This window comes from Pseudundibacterium arcticum (genome assembly GCF_042646465.1).
GTDB lineage: Bacteria > Pseudomonadota > Gammaproteobacteria > Burkholderiales > Burkholderiaceae_D > Undibacterium_A > Undibacterium_A arcticum.
In genome coordinates, this window is record NZ_JBHRTP010000103.1 from 1 (window position 1) to 19200 (window position 19200).

13 protein-coding genes and 1 tRNA gene are annotated in these 19200 nt (G+C 58.2%); 1 reads left to right on the forward strand and 13 read right to left on the reverse strand.

The annotated features are described in order from the left end of the window. Positions 1-153 precede the first annotated feature (153 nt). The 3 genes from fusA to rpsL all read right to left on the reverse strand — a co-directional run bounded on the left by fusA (position 154) and on the right by rpsL (position 3364). Positions 154-2259, reverse strand: a complete 2106-nt coding sequence (gene fusA, locus ACFOFO_RS25070) for an elongation factor G (RefSeq protein ID WP_390327447.1) — start codon at positions 2257-2259, stop codon at positions 154-156. A gap of 123 nt (positions 2260-2382) precedes the next feature. Further along, positions 2383-2853 carry a 30S ribosomal protein S7 gene (rpsG, locus tag ACFOFO_RS25075; RefSeq protein ID WP_390333363.1) on the reverse strand — a complete coding sequence of 157 codons (471 nt, stop codon included), beginning with the start codon at positions 2851-2853 and terminating at the stop codon, positions 2383-2385. 130 nt (positions 2854-2983) lie between these two features. Continuing rightward, positions 2984-3364: a 30S ribosomal protein S12 gene (gene rpsL / locus ACFOFO_RS25080; RefSeq protein ID WP_390327448.1), complete on the reverse strand. Its 381-nt coding sequence runs from the start codon at positions 3362-3364 to the stop codon at positions 2984-2986. A 587-nt stretch (positions 3365-3951) separates the two neighbouring features. Between rpsL and ACFOFO_RS25085 the strand changes: the two genes are divergently transcribed. Next, on the forward strand, positions 3952-5883 hold the full coding sequence (locus ACFOFO_RS25085) for a phosphoethanolamine transferase (protein WP_390327450.1): 1932 nt from the start codon (positions 3952-3954) through the stop codon (positions 5881-5883). A 250-nt stretch (positions 5884-6133) separates the two neighbouring features. Here ACFOFO_RS25085 and rpoC read toward each other — a convergent pair whose 3' ends face one another. The 10 genes from rpoC to ACFOFO_RS25135 form a co-directional block, all read right to left on the reverse strand. Next, positions 6134-10375, reverse strand: a complete 4242-nt coding sequence (rpoC, locus tag ACFOFO_RS25090) for a DNA-directed RNA polymerase subunit beta' (RefSeq protein WP_390333365.1) — start codon at positions 10373-10375, stop codon at positions 6134-6136. 117 nt (positions 10376-10492) lie between these two features. Further along, on the reverse strand, positions 10493-14599 hold the full coding sequence (gene rpoB, locus ACFOFO_RS25095; RefSeq protein WP_390333367.1) for a DNA-directed RNA polymerase subunit beta: 4107 nt from the start codon (positions 14597-14599) through the stop codon (positions 10493-10495). A 276-nt stretch (positions 14600-14875) separates the two neighbouring features. After that, positions 14876-15247, reverse strand: a complete 372-nt coding sequence (gene rplL, locus ACFOFO_RS25100) for a 50S ribosomal protein L7/L12 (RefSeq protein ID WP_390333369.1) — start codon at positions 15245-15247, stop codon at positions 14876-14878. 96 nt (positions 15248-15343) lie between these two features. Further along, positions 15344-15877 carry a 50S ribosomal protein L10 gene (gene rplJ / locus ACFOFO_RS25105; RefSeq protein WP_390327452.1) on the reverse strand — a complete coding sequence of 178 codons (534 nt, stop codon included), beginning with the start codon at positions 15875-15877 and terminating at the stop codon, positions 15344-15346. Between the two features lie 306 nt (positions 15878-16183). Then, positions 16184-16882 (reverse strand): 50S ribosomal protein L1, encoded by a 699-nt coding sequence (gene rplA, locus ACFOFO_RS25110; protein ID WP_390333370.1) that lies wholly within the window; start codon positions 16880-16882, stop codon positions 16184-16186. Beyond that, complete coding sequence (gene rplK, locus ACFOFO_RS25115; RefSeq protein ID WP_390327454.1) at positions 16882-17313, reverse strand: 50S ribosomal protein L11; 432 nt, start codon at positions 17311-17313, stop codon at positions 16882-16884. Before rplK ends, rplA begins: the two co-directional genes overlap by 1 nt. Before the next feature lie 145 nt (positions 17314-17458). Beyond that, on the reverse strand, positions 17459-18049 hold the full coding sequence (nusG, locus tag ACFOFO_RS25120; protein ID WP_390327456.1) for a transcription termination/antitermination protein NusG: 591 nt from the start codon (positions 18047-18049) through the stop codon (positions 17459-17461). Beyond that, positions 18049-18432, reverse strand: a complete 384-nt coding sequence (gene secE, locus ACFOFO_RS25125) for a preprotein translocase subunit SecE (RefSeq protein ID WP_390327458.1) — start codon at positions 18430-18432, stop codon at positions 18049-18051. Before secE ends, nusG begins: the two co-directional genes overlap by 1 nt. Before the next feature lie 183 nt (positions 18433-18615). Continuing rightward, a tRNA-Trp gene (locus ACFOFO_RS25130) sits at positions 18616-18691 on the reverse strand. Positions 18692-18768: 77 nt separating this feature from the next. Beyond that, on the reverse strand, positions 18769-19200 hold a 432-nt coding region (locus ACFOFO_RS25135; protein ID WP_390332321.1), incomplete at its 5' end, for an EF-Tu C-terminal domain-related protein.

The window sequence follows — 19200 nt, forward strand, 5'->3', positions numbered from 1 at the left end:
ATCGTGCCTACGTTCACGTGCGGCTTGGTCCGCTCAAACTTGCTCTTTGCCATTTTGGTCTTCCTTCAAAAGAACGAATAGTTAATTAATTGATTTTCAATCTGCTGCAACAGGGCGCCGCCGACGCTCGTGCGAGCGCGGGCGGCACCATCATTATTTTGCTTTCGAGTTAACGATCGCTTCAGTCACATTCTTCGGTGCTTCGGAATAGTGCTTGAATTCCATGGTGTAGGTCGCACGACCCTGGGTTGCTGAACGCAACGAGGTCGAGTAACCAAACATCTCGGACAGCGGCACTTCGGCCTTGATGATCTTGCCGCCACCGCCGGCGATTTCGTCCATGCCTTGCACCATACCGCGACGCGAAGACAAGTCACCCATCACGCTACCAGCGTAATCTTCCGGCGTTTCCACTTCGACCGACATCATCGGCTCCAGGATGACCGGGCTGGCCTTGCGGCAACCGTCCTTGAACGCCATCGAAGCTGCCATACGGAACGCGTTTTCGTTCGAGTCGACATCGTGGTAGGAACCGAAGAACAGGGTTACCTTGACATCGACCACCGGATAACCGGCCATCACGCCCGAATTCAGCGTCTCGCGCACACCCTTTTCGACCGCAGGGATGTATTCGCGCGGCACGGTGCCGCCCTTGATCGCGTCGACGAATTCGAAGCCCTTGCCCGGCTCTTGCGGCTCCAGCTTCAGTACCACGTGACCGTATTGACCACGACCACCGGATTGCTTGACGAACTTGCCTTCGATTTCTTCGCAGGTCTTGCGAATCGTTTCACGATAGGCAACCTGTGGCTTGCCGACCGTCGCTTCCACGCCAAATTCGCGCCGCATGCGGTCAACAATAATTTCCAGGTGCAATTCACCCATGCCGCCGATGATGGTCTGGCCGGATTCTTCGTCGGTCTTGACGCGGAACGATGGATCTTCCTGTGCCAGACGGTTCAGCGCCAAGCCCATTTTTTCCTGGTCAACCTTGGTCTTCGGCTCGACTGCCTGCGAAATCACGGGCTCAGGGAAGATCATCTTTTCCAGCGTGATGATCGATGAAGGATCGCACAGCGTTTCACCGGTGGTTGCATCTTTCAGACCAACGGCCGCAGCGATGTCGCCGGCGTGCACTTCCTTGATTTCTTCACGCTGGTTGGCGTGCATCTGCAAAATACGGCCAAGACGTTCTTTCTTGTTCTTCACAGGATTGAACACGGTGTCGCCGGTCTTGATGGTACCGGAGTAGACGCGGAAGAAAATCAGCTGGCCGACGAAGGGGTCGGTCATGATCTTGAACGCCAGCGCCGAGAATTTCTCGCCGTCTTCCGCCTTGCGGGTCACTGGCTGGTCATCTTCGTCCATACCCTTCACCGGCGGAATGTCCACCGGCGATGGCAGGTATTCGATGACGCCATCCAGCATCGCCTGTACGCCCTTGTTCTTGAACGCGGTGCCGCACATCATCGGCACGATTTCGCTGGCGATGGTGCGTTGACGCAGAGCCGCCTTGATTTCAGCTTCCGACAGATCGCCTTCTTCGAGGTACTTGTTCATCAGTTCTTCGGTCGCTTCAGCCGCAGCCTCGACCATCTTTTCGCGCCATTCTTCGGCCTGAGCTTGCAGCTCGGCGGGAATCTCGCGATAGTCGAATTTCATCCCTTGCGACGCGTCATCCCAATAGATCGCCTTCATCTTGACCAGATCGACCACGCCCAGGAAATTCTCTTCGGCGCCGATCGGGATCTGCAGCGGAATCGGGTTGGCCTTCAGGCGCGCGCGCATCTGCTCGTAGACCTTGAAGAAGTTGGCACCGGTGCGATCCATCTTGTTGACGAAGGCCAGACGCGGCACCTTGTATTTGTTGGCCTGACGCCACACGGTTTCCGACTGCGGCTGCACGCCGCCCACGGCGCAGTAGACCATGCAAGCGCCGTCGAGCACACGCATCGAGCGCTCGACTTCGATCGTGAAGTCGACGTGACCCGGGGTGTCGATGATGTTGATGTGGTGCTCAGGGAAGTTGTTGGCCATGCCCTTCCAGAAGCACGTGGTCGCCGCGGACGTAATCGTGATACCGCGCTCTTGCTCCTGCTCCATCCAGTCCATGGTGGCGGCGCCATCATGCACTTCACCAATCTTGTGGTTCACACCGGTGTAGAACAATACACGTTCGGTGGTGGTGGTTTTACCGGCGTCGATGTGAGCGGAAATACCGATATTGCGGTAGCGCTCAATGGGGGTCTTGCGGGCCATAATCAGTCCTAAATCTTATAATGAACAAAACCGAGCGCCATTTTTTCACCAAAAATGTGCCCGGCCCCGAACAAATCACTCATGCGGATACGGCTCCGATCGCGGAGGCCGATATCCAATCTATTAGAAGCGGAAGTGCGAGAACGCCTTGTTCGCTTCTGCCATACGGTGCACTTCGTCCCGCTTTTTCATTGCGCCGCCGCGGCTTTCGGCCGCTTCCAGCAACTCGCCACCCAAACGTTGCGGCATCGATTTTTCGCTGCGCTTGTTGGCAGCCTCACGCAACCAGCGCATCGACAGCGCCATACGGCGGACTGGACGCACTTCAACTGGCACCTGGTAGTTGGCGCCACCGACGCGACGGGATTTCACCTCGACCATCGGTTTGCAGTTGTTGATTGCAGCGACGAACACTTCAAGCGGATCCTTGCCCGATTTGGACTGGATGTGCTCGAACGCACCGTAGATGATGTTCTCAGCGACCGACTTTTTGCCGGACAGCATCAGAACGTTGACGAATTTGGCGACATCAACATTACCGAATTTTGGATCCGGCAGGATTTCGCGCTTGGGCACTTCACGACGACGTGGCATTTCAATTCCTTTCAATCTTCAGTTGAGCGCATGGCTGTTGCCTGCACTCGCGGCGGCCATCATAGCCAACCACTTACTCGACCCAGTGGGGCCGATTACATTTCGCTAGCGTACTGCCTGACGAAAACATTTATTTTTTAGCCTTGGCACGCTTGGTACCGTACTTCGAACGCGCCTGCTTACGATCTTTGACGCCCTGGGTATCCAGTGCACCGCGAACCATGTGGTAACGTACACCCGGCAAATCCTTGACACGACCGCCGCGCAGCAGCACGACGCTATGTTCTTGCAGGTTATGACCTTCACCGCCGATGTACGAAATGACTTCGAAACCGTTGGTCAGGCGTACTTTGGCGACCTTACGCAGAGCCGAGTTTGGCTTCTTTGGAGTCGTTGTATAAACGCGGGTGCATACGCCACGTTTTTGCGGGCTGTTTTCCAGCGCCGGCGATTTGCTCTTGACGCGCGCGGAAACGCGCGGCTGGCGAATCAGTTGATTGATGGTTGGCATCGTTCTAAATCCAACAAAATACGACGTTAATGTAACGATCCCGAAATCGGTTGTCCGGGGACTTAATATGAATGGTGCGCAGATAAATCACGCGACTCGATGTGACTGAGAGGGAAAGCGCGCGGCGTGAAGCAAGACCAAAGAACGCTTAAGCCCAAGCGAGCCCAATATCGAGAACCGGTAAGTATAAACCTGCAATGAACTACAGTCAACCTTCGCTTGGGGTGATTTTTGCCCGGCCACTGGTGGCGCGCGGGCAGCATGCGATGCCGCACGCATCATGGTCGGCGGCCGCGCTGCGCCTGGGCTGGGCCTAGGCGCGGGCCCAACGGTGCTTGCACAAGCAATCGGAGTAGAGGCAAAAATAGGGTTGGATTTCCCGTAATTCAAATGGCTTTCAAAAATACCCCCGGCTGTACTAACCTAATCGCAGCGGGTCCAAATCGGGGGAGAATAAGCGTCTCAGTGGTCACGACGCGGCATTTCGAGAAGCCGCGACACGGTCGGCGCAAAAACCCGCGATAATGCGCGCTCAGGATTTGCCTGCCTTTTCCAACACCGTACCACCCTACTTACTTGCGTCCGTCATGCCTTCTTTGTTGCGCCCCGTTAATTTATTTCTGTTGCTGTCGTATCTGCTGCTGTCAAGCTTGCCGTTCTTTGCATGGCTGCAGGGCAAACCGGTGGATCAGCCGGCGCGCATTCTGGCGATGGAATTCGTGGCATGGCTCGCGGTGTGGGCGGTCTTCAAGCGGCCGGCCTGGTTCCACTGGCTGCTGCTGCCGGCCTTTCTGGCGCTGCCGACCGAGATCTATCTGCGCACCTTCTTCGGCCAGGGCATTTCCACGCACCACCTGGGCATCATCGCCGAAACCAGTCCGCGGGAATCGCTCGAATTCCTGGGCCAGAAAGTGTGGTTGATGCTGGCTGTCATGGTGGGGGTGATCGTCTGGTGGTGGGCCACCTTGCGCGCCGCACGGAGCACTCGTGATCTCGACTGGAGCGACCATTCGCGCTGGTTGACAATCGCGCTGCTGCTGGCTGGGACCGGAGTTGGTGCTTACGGCTACGAGTATGGGGTCGAGAGTTCCAGCGCATCAGCATCCGCCGCGGTCGCCCATACTGCGTCGAGCAGTGCCGGATCGGCGTCCACCAAGGGCAGTGTCGCCGCCTCGGGTTTTGGTGAGGGTGAAGGCGACAGCGATCCCGACGACGCCGAAAGCGCCAGTCCGTCGGTGGCCAGTGCGGTGCAGGCCAGCGCCAGCGGCCCGGTGGCTTCGGCATCATGGCCCAAGCTGCCGGCCTGGGCCGGCATGCCGCTCGACACCAAGGCGTTCGGCGACACCTGGCCGTTCGGGCTGATCGCGCGCGGCATCGACTTCTGGCAGGAGCGGCAATATCTGGCCGATCTGTCCGACAAGAGCAAGCGATTCAAATTCGGCGCCTACCAGGCCAGCCAGGACAGCACACCGCAAGTGGTGGTGATGGTGATCGGCGAATCGAGCCGTTACGATCGCTGGAGCTTGAACGGCTACGAACGCGACACCAATCCGCTGCTCAAGAAAGAATCCAACTTGGTCAGCTTCCCCGACATGATCACCGCGGTGTCGGCGACGCGGCTGTCGGTGCCGGTGCTGGTCTCGCGCAAGCCGGCGACGCAAAGCCTGCAGGCCGGTTTTTCGGAAAAATCGTTCCTGACGGCGTTCAAGGAAGCCGGCTTCAAGACGTACTGGCTGTCGAACCAGATCTCGTTCGGCCAGTTCGATACACCGGTGTCGGTATTCGCAAAGGAAGCCGACGTGCTGCAATTCATGAACCTGGGTGGCTTCACCAATAATTCCAATCTCGACAAGATCCTGCTCGACCCGCTCAAGAATGCGATCGCCGATCCGGCGCCAAAGAAGCTGATCGTGCTGCACACCCTGGGCAGCCACTGGAACTACAGCCACCGCTATCCGCAGGAATTCGACCAATGGAAACCGTCGCTGTTCGGGATCGACAATCCGGTCTACACCAACCTGAAAATCAAACCGCAGCTGAACAACAGCTACGACAATTCGATTCTGTACACCGACTGGTTCCTGGCGCAGGTGATCGATACTTTGAAGACGTCGGGCCAGCTGAGCGCGATGCTGTACAGCTCGGATCACGGCCAGACCCTGTACGACGGCAGCTGCAATCTGGCCTTCCACGGTCACAACACACAATACGAATTCCATATCCCGGCGCTGATGTGGTACTCCGACCTGTACAAGTCGACCTATCCGGACAAGATCGCGCAGCTGCAACGCCATACCCGGTCGCGCCTGTCGACCGAAAACATGTTCCATACGCTGCTCGACATGGCCGATATACGCTATGGCACCGAGCGCCTGGAATGGAGCTTCCTGAGCCGCGAATTCAAACCGCACAAGCGCTATGTCGACAGCTACGGCTGGACCGATTATGACCATGCCATCATTCGCGGCGACTGTCGTGAAGTGATCGACAAGGGGATGCCGCTGGCGCAGGGTAAGTAGAGGCAGGTGGCGGGTTGGGCCCAATCAGTTCGCCACGGCCCGAACGGTGCGCGCCTGATTGATCAATAGCGCAGGGAGTATCAGCAAAAATACCCGGTTTTTGGCATGAAGTTGTTGCGGCGATAAACAATACAGCAGCCAGTATCTTCACACCGCCGGGCCCCGATTCAAATCTCGTCCAGCGGCGTAACGCAAAAAAACGGCATCGGTGGAACTCCACCGATGCCGTTTTTTGTGCCAAGACCCTCGATCAGTCTTGATCGTCGTGCTGTCCTGTCGTCTCGATTGCCTCGATCGCGGCTTCCGCTTCGGCAGCGCGCGCCGATTTCTCGGCTTGCAGCAGCGCGGCGCGTTCTTCCGCTTCCCACACTTCCTTTTCCTTGCGGGCGCGATGGAAGGCCAGACCGGTACCAGCCGGGATCAGGCGGCCGACGATGACGTTTTCCTTCAGGCCGCGCAGGCCGTCCCGTTTGCCCATGATCGCCGCTTCGGTCAGCACGCGCGTGGTTTCCTGGAACGACGCAGCCGAAATGAACGAGTCGGTCGACAGCGACGCCTTGGTAATACCCAGCAGCACGTTGTCGTAGGTCGCCGGAATCTTGCCTGCGGCGATCACGCGATCGTTTTCGTCCAGCAACTCGGAACGCTCGACCTGCTCGCCCACGATGTAGTTGGCATCGCCGGCGTCGACGATCTGCACCCGACGCAACATCTGGCGCACGATCACTTCGATGTGCTTGTCGTTGATCTTCACGCCTTGCAGACGGTACACGTCCTGCACTTCGTCGACGATGTAACGCGCCAGCGCTTCGATACCCAACAGACGCAGGATGTCTTGCGGATCGGCCGGGCCGTCCACGATCATCTCGCCCTTGTTCACGACTTGGCCGTCATGCACCAGCACTTGCTTGTCCTTGGTAATCAGGAACTCGTGCTTGTTGCCGTCCATGTCGGTGATTTCGAGACGTTGCTTGCCCTTGGTTTCCTTGCCGAAGGCAACGGTACCGGTGACTTCCGCCAGCATGCCGGCATCTTTCGGCGAACGTGCTTCGAACAGTTCGGCAACACGCGGCAGACCACCGGTAATATCGCGGGTTTTCTGCGATTCAGTCGGGATACGTGCCAGCACTTCACCGACCGATGCCTGCTGACCGTCCTTGACCATGATCAGCGCGCCGACCTGGAAGCCGATCGTCACCGCATGTTCGGTGCCTGCGATCTTGACTTCTTCGCCCTGCTCGTTGAGCAACTTGACCTGTGGACGCATGGTCTTGGTCAGCGAACCGCGCCGCTTGGCATCGATGGCGACCAGGGTCGACAGACCGGTGACGTCATCGACCTGACGCGCCACGGTGACGCCTTCCTCGACGTTTTCGAAGCGGATGGTACCGGCGTATTCGGTGATGATCGGACGGGTCAGCGGATCCCAGGTCGCGAGCGCGGTACCGGCTCTCATCGCCATACCGTCTTTCACGATCAGGGTCGCACCGTACGGCACCTTGTGACGCTCGCGCTCACGGCCGTGGTCGTCAGTGATCAGGACTTCGCCGGAACGGGAAATCACGATCTGATCGCCCTTGCCATTGGTGACATAACGCATCGCGGCGGTGAAGCGGATGGTGCCGTTCGATTTGGCCTCGACCGAAGATGCCACTGCTGCACGCGACGCCGCACCACCGATGTGGAAGGTACGCATGGTCAGCTGGGTGCCCGGTTCGCCGATCGACTGCGCGGCAATCACGCCGACTGCTTCGCCGGCGTTGACCATCACGCCGCGGCCCAGGTCACGGCCATAGCACATGGCGCACAGGCCGAAACGGGTGTCGCAGGTCAGCGGGGTGCGAACCTTGACTTCGTCGATGCCCAGACGCTCGATCTCTTCGACCATGTCTTCGTCGAGCAGCGTACCGCCTTCATACAACGTGGCCTGCGTTTCCGGATTGACGATGTCGTTGACCGCTACCCGACCGAGGATACGGTCGCGCAACGCTTCAATCACTTCGCCGCCTTCCACCAGCGCCTTCATCGCGGCGCCGTTCGAGGTGCCGCAATCGTCCTCGATCACCACCAGATCCTGGGTCACGTCGACCAAGCGACGGGTCAGGTAACCGGAGTTCGCAGTTTTCAGCGCGGTATCGGCCAGACCCTTACGTGCACCGTGGGTCGAGATGAAGTACTGCAACACGTTCAGGCCTTCGCGGAAGTTCGCGGTAATCGGCGTTTCGATGATCGAGCCGTCCGGCTTGGCCATCAGGCCGCGCATACCGGCCAGCTGGCGGATCTGGGCAGCCGAACCGCGCGCACCGGAGTCGGCCATCATGTAAATCGCGTTAAACGATTCCTGCGTACCGGTGCTGCCGTCGCGACGCACCACGTCTTCCAGCTTGAGCTGATCCATCATGGCCTTGCCGACTTCGTCGCCGGTCTTGCCCCAGATATCGACCACCTTGTTGTAGCGTTCGCCGGAAGTCACCAGACCGGACGCATACTGCTGCTCGATCTGTTTGACTTCCTGTTCGGCGGCCGCAATCAGTGTCGCTTTCTGGGTTGGCACCAGCATGTCATCGACGCAGATCGAGATACCAGCGCGGGTCGCGAGACGGAAACCGGACTGCATCAGCTGATCGGCGAACACGACGGTCGCGCGCAGTCCGCACTTGCGGAACGAGGTGTTGATCAGTTTCGAAATTTCCTTCTTCTTCAGTGCGCGGTTCAGCACCGAAAATGGCAGGCCCTTCGGCAGAATTTCCGACAGGATGGCGCGGCCGACCGTGGTCTCGTAACGCGTCACGGACTTGTTGAATTCGCCGGTCGCAGCGTCTTTCGGATATTCAGTGATACGCACCGTAATGCGGGTGGTCAGCTCCACTTCCTTGTTGTCGTAGGCGCGGATCACTTCCGAGACGTCGGGGAACATCATCCCTTCATTCTTGCCGTTGATCTTCTCGCGGGTCGCATAGTACAGACCGAGCACGATATCCTGCGACGGCACGATCGACGGTTCGCCGTTGGACGGGAACAGGATGTTGTTCGACGCCAGCATCAGCGTGCGCGCTTCCATCTGCGCCTCGATCGAGAGCGGCACGTGGACCGCCATCTGGTCACCGTCGAAGTCGGCGTTGAATGCGGCGCACACCAGCGGATGCAACTGGATCGCCTTGCCTTCGATCAGGACCGGCTCAAACGCCTGGATCCCGAGACGGTGCAGCGTTGGCGCACGGTTCAGCATGACCGGATGTTCGCGGATCACGTCTTCCAGGATGTCCCACACTACCGGCTCTTGCGCCTCGACCAGCTTCTTGGCGGCCTTGATGGTGGTGGACAGGCCCATCAGTTCGAGCTTGTTGAAGATGAAGGGCTTGAACAGTTCCAGCGCCATCAGCTTCGGCAGACCGCACTGGTGCAGTTTCAGCTGCGGACCAACCACGATCACCGAACGGCCGGAGTAGTCGACGCGTTTGCCCAGCAAGTTCTGACGGAAACGACCGCCCTTGCCCTTGATCATTTCGGCCAGCGATTTCAGCGGACGCTTGTTGGCGCCAGTCATTGCCTTGCCGCGACGGCCGTTGTCCAGCAGCGAGTCGACCGCTTCCTGCAACATCCGCTTTTCATTGCGCGTAATGATTTCCGGCGCGCGCAGTTCCATCAGGCGTTTCAGACGATTATTACGGTTGATGACGCGGCGATACAGGTCGTTCAAGTCGGAGGTCGCGAAGCGGCCGCCGTCCAGCGGTACCAGCGGACGCAGTTCCGGCGGCAGCACCGGCAGCACTTCCATGATCATCCAGTCCGGCTTGATGCCGGAACGCTGGAACGCTTCCAGCACCTTCAGGCGCTTCGCGTACTTCTTGATCTTGGCTTCGGACTTGGACTCTTTCAGTTCAACACGCAAGGTTTCGGCATCGCGATGGATGTCGATCGAGCGCAGCAATTCACGGATGCCTTCGGCCCCCATGAACGCGGTGAAATCGTCGCCGTATTCTTCATACTTGGCGGCGTAATCGTCTTCCGACATGATCTGGCACTTCTTCAGCGGGGTCATGCCGGGATCGGTCACGACGTAGGCTTCGAAATACAGCACCCGTTCGATATCGCGCAGCGTCATGTCGAGCACCATGCCCAGACGCGACGGCAGCGATTTCAGGAACCAGATGTGCGCGGTCGGCGAGGCCAGTTCGATGTGACCCATGCGCTCGCGGCGCACCTTGGCCAGCGTGACTTCAACGCCGCACTTTTCGCAGATCACGCCGCGGTGCTTGAGGCGCTTGTACTTGCCGCACAGGCATTCGTAATCCTTGATCGGGCCAAAGATCTTGGCGCAGAACAGGCCGTCGCGCTCAGGCTTGAAGGTGCGGTAGTTGATGGTCTCCGGCTTCTTGACTTCGCCGTATGACCAGGAACGGATTTTTTCAGGCGACGCCAGACCAATCTTGATCGCGTCGAATGTTTCGTTTTGCTGAACTTGCTTGAATAGATCGAGCAGTGCTTTCATGTTTCACTCCGGTTTGGGGGTGAGAAAAATACGTCTAATGCCTTGCGGGACGGAACTCGCGCCGCGCCCGGTGGCTATTGCCACGAGCGCAGCGCCCGGTTCAGCGTCCCCAACAAATCAATTGCGTTCCAGATCGATATCGATACCGAGTGAGCGGATTTCCTTGACCAGCACGTTGAACGATTCCGGCATGCCGGCGTCGATCACGTGGTCGCCCTTGACCAGGTTCTCGTACACCTTGGTCCGGCCATTCACGTCGTCCGACTTCACGGTCAGCATCTCCTGCAGCACATACGATGCACCATAGGCTTCCAGCGCCCAGACTTCCATCTCACCGAAGCGCTGACCACCGAATTGCGCCTTGCCGCCCAGCGGTTGCTGGGTCACCAGCGAGTACGGACCGGTGGAGCGCGCATGCATCTTGTCGTCGACCAGATGGTGCAGCTTCAGCATGTGCATGTAGCCGACGGTGACGTTGCGCTCAAATGCCTCGCCGGTGCGGCCGTCATACATCGTGACCTGGTTCTTCGAAGGCGTCATGCCGAGCTGTTTTGCGACCGGATCCGGATAAGCCAGGTCCAGCATGCGGCGGATTTCGTCTTCATGCGCACCATCGAACACTGGCGTCGCGAACGGCACACCTTGCGTCAGGTTGCTGGCCAGCGTGAACACTTCCTCGTCGCTGAAGCTGTCGAGGTCTTCCGACTTGCCCGATTCGTTATAAATCGTGGTCAGGAACTTGCGCAGCTCCACCGCCTTGGCCTGCGCCTTCAGCATTTCGCCGATCCGCAGCCCGAGGCCCTTGGCGGCCCAGCCCAAATGCACCTCCAATACCTGGCCCACGTTCATCCGTGACGGCACGCCCAGCGGATTCAATACCACGTCAGCCGGCGTGCCGTCCGCCATGTAAGGCATGTCTTCGACCGGGATGATGCGCGAGACCACACCCTTGTTACCGTGGCGTCCGGCCATCTTGTCGCCCGATTGCAGGCGGCGCTTGACGGCCAGGTAGACCTTGACCATCTTCTGCACGCCTGGCGACAACTCATCGCCCTGGGTCAGCTTCTTGCGCTTTTCTTCGAATGCGAGATCGAACTGATGACGCTTCTCGGCGATCGATTCCTTGATCGCTTCGAGCGCGTTGGCAGCATCGTCGTCGGCCGGACGAATGTCGAACCAGTGGTATTTGTCGAGATCGTCCAGGTATTCCTTGGTGATCTTGGCGCCCTTGGCCAGCTTCTTCGGACCGCCGTTGACGACTTTGCCAATCAGCATCTTTTCCAGACGCTGGAACGCATCGCCTTCGACGATCCGCATCTGGTCGTTCAGGTCGAGCCGATAACGCTTCAGCTCATCGTCGATGATCTGCTGGGCGCGCTTGTCGCGTGCGATTCCCTCGCGGGTAAACACCTGGACGTCGATCACGGTGCCGATCATGCCGGATGGCACGCGCAGCGAGGTGTCTTTGACGTCGGATGCTTTTTCGCCGAAAATCGCGCGCAGCAATTTTTCTTCCGGCGTCAGCTGGGTCTCGCCTTTCGGGGTGACCTTACCGACCAGCGTGTCGCCAGCCTGCACTTCGGCACCGATGTAGACGATACCGGATTCATCCAGGCGGGCCAGTTGGTTCTCGGCCAGATTCGAGATATCGCGCGTAATCTCTTCGGCACCGAGCTTGGTGTCGCGTGCGACCACCGACAGCTCTTCGATATGGATCGACGTGTAGCGGTCGTCTTCCACCACTTTCTCGGAGATCAGGATCGAATCCTCGAAGTTCAGACCGTTCCACGGCATGAACGCGACCAGCATGTTCTGACCCAGCGCCAACTCGCCCAGATCGGTCGATGCGCCATCGGCGATCACGTCATGCTTGGCGACGCGGTCACCGACCTTGACGATCGGACGCTGGTTGATGTTGGTGTTCTGGTTGGAACGGGTGTATTTGATCAGGTTGTAGATGTCGACACCGACTTCACCTGCGGTCGCTTCTTCATCATTGACACGAATCACGACCCGGCCGGCATCGATGTAATCGACCACACCACCGCGTAACGCCTGCACCGTGGTGCCGGAGTCGACCGCCACGGTGCGTTCGATACCGGTGCCGACCAGCGCTTTTTCAGGACGCAGGCAAGGCACGGCCTGGCGCTGCATGTTGGCACCCATCAATGCGCGGTTCGCGTCATCGTGTTCGAGGAACGGAATCAGCGAAGCCGCTACTGATACGATCTGACCCGGCGCCACGTCCATGTACTGCACACGCTCTGGTGATACCAGGATGGTCTCGCCGGCTTCGCGTGCCGACACCAGTTCATCGGACAACTTGCCCGATTTGTCGATGGTAGCATTGGCCTGGGCGATGATGTAGCGCCCTTCCTCGATCGCGGACAGGTAATCGATCTGGCTGGTGATCTTGCTGCCGTCGACCTTGCGATACGGGGTCTCGAGGAAGCCGTATTCGTTCAGGCGCGCATACAGCGCCAACGAGTTGATCAGACCGATGTTCGGGCCTTCTGGCGTTTCGATCGGGCAGACCCGGCCGTAGTGAGTCGGATGCACGTCGCGCACCTCGAAGCCGGCACGTTCGCGGGTCAGACCGCCCGGTCCAAGTGCCGATACGCGGCGCTTGTGGGTGATTTCCGACAGCGGATTGGTCTGATCCATGAACTGCGACAGCTGCGAGGAGCCGAAGAATTCGCGGATCGCGGCCGAGATCGGCTTCGAGTTGATCAGGTCGTGCGGCATCAGGTTGTCGGCTTCGGCCTGGCCGAGACGCTCCTTGACGGCGCGCTCGACGCGTACCAGGCCGGCGCGGAACTGGTTTTCTGCCAGTTCGCCGACACAGCGTACGCGGCGGTTACCGAGGTGATCGATATCGTCGACTTCGCCGCGGCCATTGCGCAGCTCGACCAGGATCTTGATCACGGCCAGCACGTCTTCGTTCGACAGCGTCATCGCGCCGGTCAGTTCATCGCGGCCGATGCGACGGTTGAACTTCATGCGGCCGACGGCCGACAGATCGTACCGTTCTTCACTGTAGAACAGGCCCTTGAACAGCGCCTCAACCGAGTCTTCGGTCGGTGGTTCGCCCGGGCGCATCATGCGGTAGATCGCGACCTTGGCCGCCATCTGGTCGGTGGTGTCATCCATCCGCAGCGTCTGCGAGATGTAGGCGCCCTGATCCAGATCATTGGTATACAAGGTCTGGATGTCTTTTACATTGGCGTCGCGCAACTTGCCGAGCAGCTCGTCGGTCAGTTCGTCGTTGGCATTGGCCACCACTTCGCCGGTATCGGCGTCGATGATGTTCCTGGCCAGGACGCGGCCCAGCAAATAGTCTTCCGGTACCGAAATGTGCTTGATGCCGGCAGCTTCGACGTCGCGCACATGCTTGGAATTGATACGCTTGTCTTTTGCGACCAGCACCTTGCCCGATTTGTCGGCGATGTCGAAACGCGCCACTTCACCGCGCAGGCGCTCGGCGACGAATTCCATCTCGGCGCCTTCGGAACGCAGCGCAAAATTGTCGAACACGAAGAAATTCGCGAGAATCTGTTCGTGCGTCATGCCGATCGCCTTCAACAGGATCGTGACCGGCATCTTGCGGCGGCGATCGACGCGGAAGAACAAGATGTCCTTCGGATCGAACTCGAAATCGAGCCAGGAACCGCGGTAGGGAATGATGCGCGCCGAGAACAACAGCTTGCCCGACGAATGCGTCTTGCCGCGGTCGTGCTCGAAGAAGACGCCAGGCGAACGATGCAGCTGCGACACGATCACGCGCTCGGTGCCGTTGATCACGAACGAGCCGGTAGTTGTCATCAGAGGCAGTTCGCCCATGTAGACTTCCTGCTCCTTCATTTCCTTGACCACCGGTTTGGTCGGCGATTCCTTGTCCAGAATCACCAGACGGACCTTGGCGCGCAGCGGCGACGCGAAGGTCAGGCCGCGCTGTTGGCATTCCTTCACGTCGAACGGCGGATCGCCGAGCACGTAGGACAGGAATTCGAGGCGCGCAAATCCATTGTGCGACACGATAGGGAAAATCGAGGTAAAGGCCGACTGCAGACCGTCATTCTTGCGCTGGGACGGGATGACGTCCTGTTGCAGGAAGCTCAGGTAAGACTCGAGCTGGGTCGCCAGCAGGAACGGAACTTGGTGAACGTTAGCGCGCTTCGCAAATGATTTGCGGATGCGCTTCTTCTCAGTAAATGAGTAGTGCATGGACACTCCGTGAGTGACAGAAAGGATAAGAATTCAGGTTTCGCTAACCGCTGCTGCATGATCGTTACTGCATGACCGTTACAACGAAACCTCAAGCCTCAGCCTCTCAAATTGTTGACCGTCGTGCGCTCTGCCGGTGGCACAGAGTTGCAGTGTGATTCGTCGCAATTTGAAAACGACAAAGGAGCCAAAGCCGAACCTTTCCTTTCGGAAAGGTCCTGCGCTTTGACTCCGGCGCTACTTAGTAAATCTACCAAGCGCCCTGGCAAGCCGAAATTACTTGATTTCGGCTTTCGCGCCAGCGTCTTCCAGCTTCTTCTTGGCGGCTTCCGCGTCTGCCTTGGAGATGCCTTCCTTGACTGGCTTCGGCGAACCGTCGACCAGATCTTTGGCTTCTTTCAGGCCCAGACCCGTGATTTCGCGCACTGCTTTAATGACGCCAACTTTGTTCGCGCCAAATTCGGACAGAATGACGGTGAACTCGGTCTGCTCTTCAACAGCTGCAGCAGCAGCGCCGCCAGCGGCAGGTGCGGACATTGCGGCAGCGGACACGCCGAATTTTTCTTCGAATGCCTTGACCAGGTCGTTCAGGTCCATTACGGACATCGCGCCTACGGCTTCCAGGATATCGTCTTTGCTAATTGCCATTTGAAACTCCTAAATTAATTCACTAATAACATCTAATCAGTATTGACGCAAAAAGCGCCGAAACCGCAGTCGCGAATGATTCGCGACTAGCTGCAATTAAGCTGCTGCAGGTTCGACTTCAGCTTCGGCCACGACTTCGGCCCCAGCTCCTTTTTTGGCTGCGAGCGCAGCCAGACCACGCGCAAAGCCCGACACCGGCGCCAGCATGATACCCAGCAACTGGGACATGAGGACTTCACGGCTTGGGATGCTGGCCAATGCAGTGACAGCCGCTTTATCGAGCGGCTTACCTGCATAGTTACCTGCCTTGACGACCAGCTTGTCGTTGGTTTTGGCAAAGTCGCTAAGGACTTTGGCTGCGCCAACGGCATCATCCGAGATCGAATAGATCAACGGACCGGTCATTTCGGAGGAAAGGCTAGCAAACGCAGTACCTTCAACGGCGCGACGAGCCAGTGTATTTTTCAATACACGCAAGTACACACCCTGGGCACGCGCTTTAGCACGCAGTTGCGTCAGATGACCAACCTGGATGCCACGATATTCGGCCACGACGATCGTCTGCGCAGTTGCAACTTTCGCAGAGATTTCGGCGACTACAGCCTTTTTGTCATTCAGATTGAGACTCACGATCAACCTCCAGTAATGATGCGCGGACAATAAACAACATGCTTATCGGCCTTGCATCGGTTCGAACACGGCGTCCGAAGTTAGGAGTTCGCGACTGGCGGACCAGCCTGGAGACTACAAAACTTGTTCGGGTACACCATCTGCGTTGGGTACCGGCACACTCACCGGCTTTTTAACTTTGCGCATCGAAATGCACGCCGCCCAACGGTCTTTGACTGCCTGAACCGCTTTCACACCTTCAAAAAACGGTCCAGCCCAAAGATGCGCCTCATGCCCACAATACGGCGGGCACGAGGACTTGATTTTTTATTGGTTCGCCAGCGTAGCCTGATCCACGCGCACACCCGTGCCCATGGTCGACGACAGCGATACCTTGCGCAGATACACGCCCTTGCTGGTCGCTGGCTTGGCCTTGTTCAGTGCCTCTACCAGCGCCAACAGATTGCTCTTCAGATCGGCGTCGGTGAACGATTTGCGACCGATCGTGGCGTGGATGATGCCGCCCTTGTCGGTACGATACTGGACCTGGCCGGCTTTCGCGTTTTTCACCGCGGTGGCGACGTCAGGTGTCACGGTACCAACTTTCGGATTCGGCATCAGGCCGCGTGGCCCGAGGATCTGACCCAAGGTACCAACGATACGCATGGTGTCAGGCGACGCGATGACGATGTCGAAAGGCATGTTGCCGGCCTTGATCTGTTCGGCCAGATCTTCCATACCAACGATGTCAGCACCGGCAGCCTTGGCTTGCTCTGCCTTGTCGCCGGTGGCGAACACCGCGACGCGCACGGTTTTACCGGTGCCGGCGGGCAGCACCACGGAGCCGCGCACAACCTGGTCCGATTTCTTCGGATCAACACCCAACTGTACCGATACGTCGATCGATTCATTGAACTTGGCGGTCGCGAATTCCTTCACCAGCGCAACTGCGTTGTCGAACGGATAAGCCTTGGTACGATCGACCTTTGCCTTGAATGCTTTTACGCGCTTGGATAACTTAGCCATTACAGACCCTCCACCGTGATGCCCATGGAACGTGCGGAACCGGCGATGGTGCGCACTGCTGCATCCATATCGGCGGCCGTCAGATCCGGCTTTTTGAGTGTTGCGATTTCTTCCGCTTGCTGACGTGTCAGCGAGCCTACCTTGTCGGTATGTGGCTTCGGCGAACCCTTCTGGATGCCGGCAGCTTTCTTGATCAGGAAGGTTGCGGGCGGCGTCTTCATCACGAAGGTGAAGGACTTGTCCGCGAACGCAGTGATGACGACCGGAATCGGCATGCCTGGCTCAACGCCCTGGGTCTGCGCATTGAATGCCTTGCAGAATTCCATGATGTTCAGACCGCGCTGACCGAGGGCTGGGCCGATCGGAGGAGATGGATTTGCTTTACCAGCTGGCACTTGCAGCTTGATAAAACCGACGATTTTCTTTGCCATGATGGCTCCTGTGAAGATGAGTGTTAGCGCCGTTCCAACGCACAACTATTGGTCGGGCTCCTCTGCCGGATTTCGCGAACTTGCATTCGGCGACGCGCCGGAGCGCGCTTGCTACAACACGGCGCATTGCTGCGCCATGACTGACCTAGGCTTTTTCGACCTGGCCGAATTCCAGCTCAACCGGGGTCGCACGGCCGAAAATGGTGACGGAGACCCGCACGCGCGATTTCTCGTAATTGACTTCTTCGACGTTGCCGTTGAAGTCCGTGAACGGGCCATCCTTGATTCGCACCAGTTCGCCGACTTCGTACAGCACTTTTGGCCGCGGCTTCTCGACGCCGTCCTGCATTTGCTGCATGATCTTGTCGATTTCGCGGGCCGGGATCGGGGTCGGCTTGTTCGATTTGCCACCGATGAAGCCGGTAACCTTGTTGGTATTTTTCACCAGGTGCCAGGTTTCATCGGTCATTTCCATTTCGACCAGCACATAGCCGGGGAAGAATCGACGTTCGGTAACCGACTTTTGGCCATTCTTGACCTCGACCACCTCTTCGGTCGGCACCAGAATCTGGCCGAACTTGTCTTGCATGCCGGCACGCTCGACGCGCTCCATCAACGCACGCTGCACGCTTTTTTCCATGCCGGAATAAGCGTGCACTACATACCAGCGCTTGCTGCCGGTGCTGGCCGTCGCTGCCGCGCCCTGGTTAGCATCGTCTTGGATAATCTCGCTCATTATTTTTTCCAGCCCAGAATCACGTCATACAACAAAAACTCGAGCAATTTATCCGTACCCCACAGGAAAATCGCCATGATGACCACAAAACCGAACACAATGGCCGTGATCTGCACCGCTTCCTTGCGGGTAGGCCAGACCACCTTTTTGGTTTCGCGAACGGCCTCTTTGGCAAACAGAAGAAATTCCCGACCGGTGGTCGAGGTCCAGGCGCAAGCCACAGCCACCACCAAACCGGCGAGCAAGGCAGCCACGCGCACCACGGCGGGCTTGTCCGCCAGGAAATAGAAACCGACTACGCCCGCAATCGCTGCCGCAACTGCCAGCGCGATCTTTAATTTATCGCCCGAATTGCCGACGGTTTGCACGGAATGGTTTGACATACTTTTTTACTTTCGGTGCCCTGGATGCAGCGTTTGATATGATGAAAACGCGTCTTTTCGCGTCCACGCCGGTGCAATTCTTCGCGGCAACTTCGCTATCTGCGCGGATGGCGCCTGCCTGACGACGTCAACCTCCGTCGCTTTGTTGCTCACACCACACCAACGCTACACCACCTGAATCGGTGGCAGGGGCGGAGGGCCTCGAACCCCCAACCTTCGGTTTTGGAGACCGACGCTCTGCCAATTGAGCTACGCCCCTACATAAACCTGAAACTGAACCAGAACTACAAGCACTGATGCCGGGCTGTGCCCGGCATCGAATGGCAGCGGCTCTATTTAAGCAATAATCTTTGCCACCACACCGGCGCCGACGGTACGACCGCCTTCACGAATCGCGAAGCGCAGACCTTCTTCCATCGCGATCGGGTTGATCAGCTTGACGGTGATCGAGACGTTGTCGCCTGGCATGACCATTTCTTTGTCTGCTGGCAATTCGATCGAACCGGTCACGTCGGTGGTACGGAAGTAGAACTGGGGACGATAGTTGTTGAAGAACGGGGTGTGACGGCCGCCCTCGTCTTTCGACAACACATAGATCTCGCCGGTGAAGTGGCTGTGCGGCTTGATCGAGCCTGGCTTGGCCAGTACTTGACCGCGCTCGACGTCTTCGCGCTTGGTGCCGCGCAACAACACGCCGACGTTGTCGCCGGCTTGACCCTGGTCGAGCAGCTTGCGGAACATTTCGACGCCGGTGCAGGTGGTCTTGAC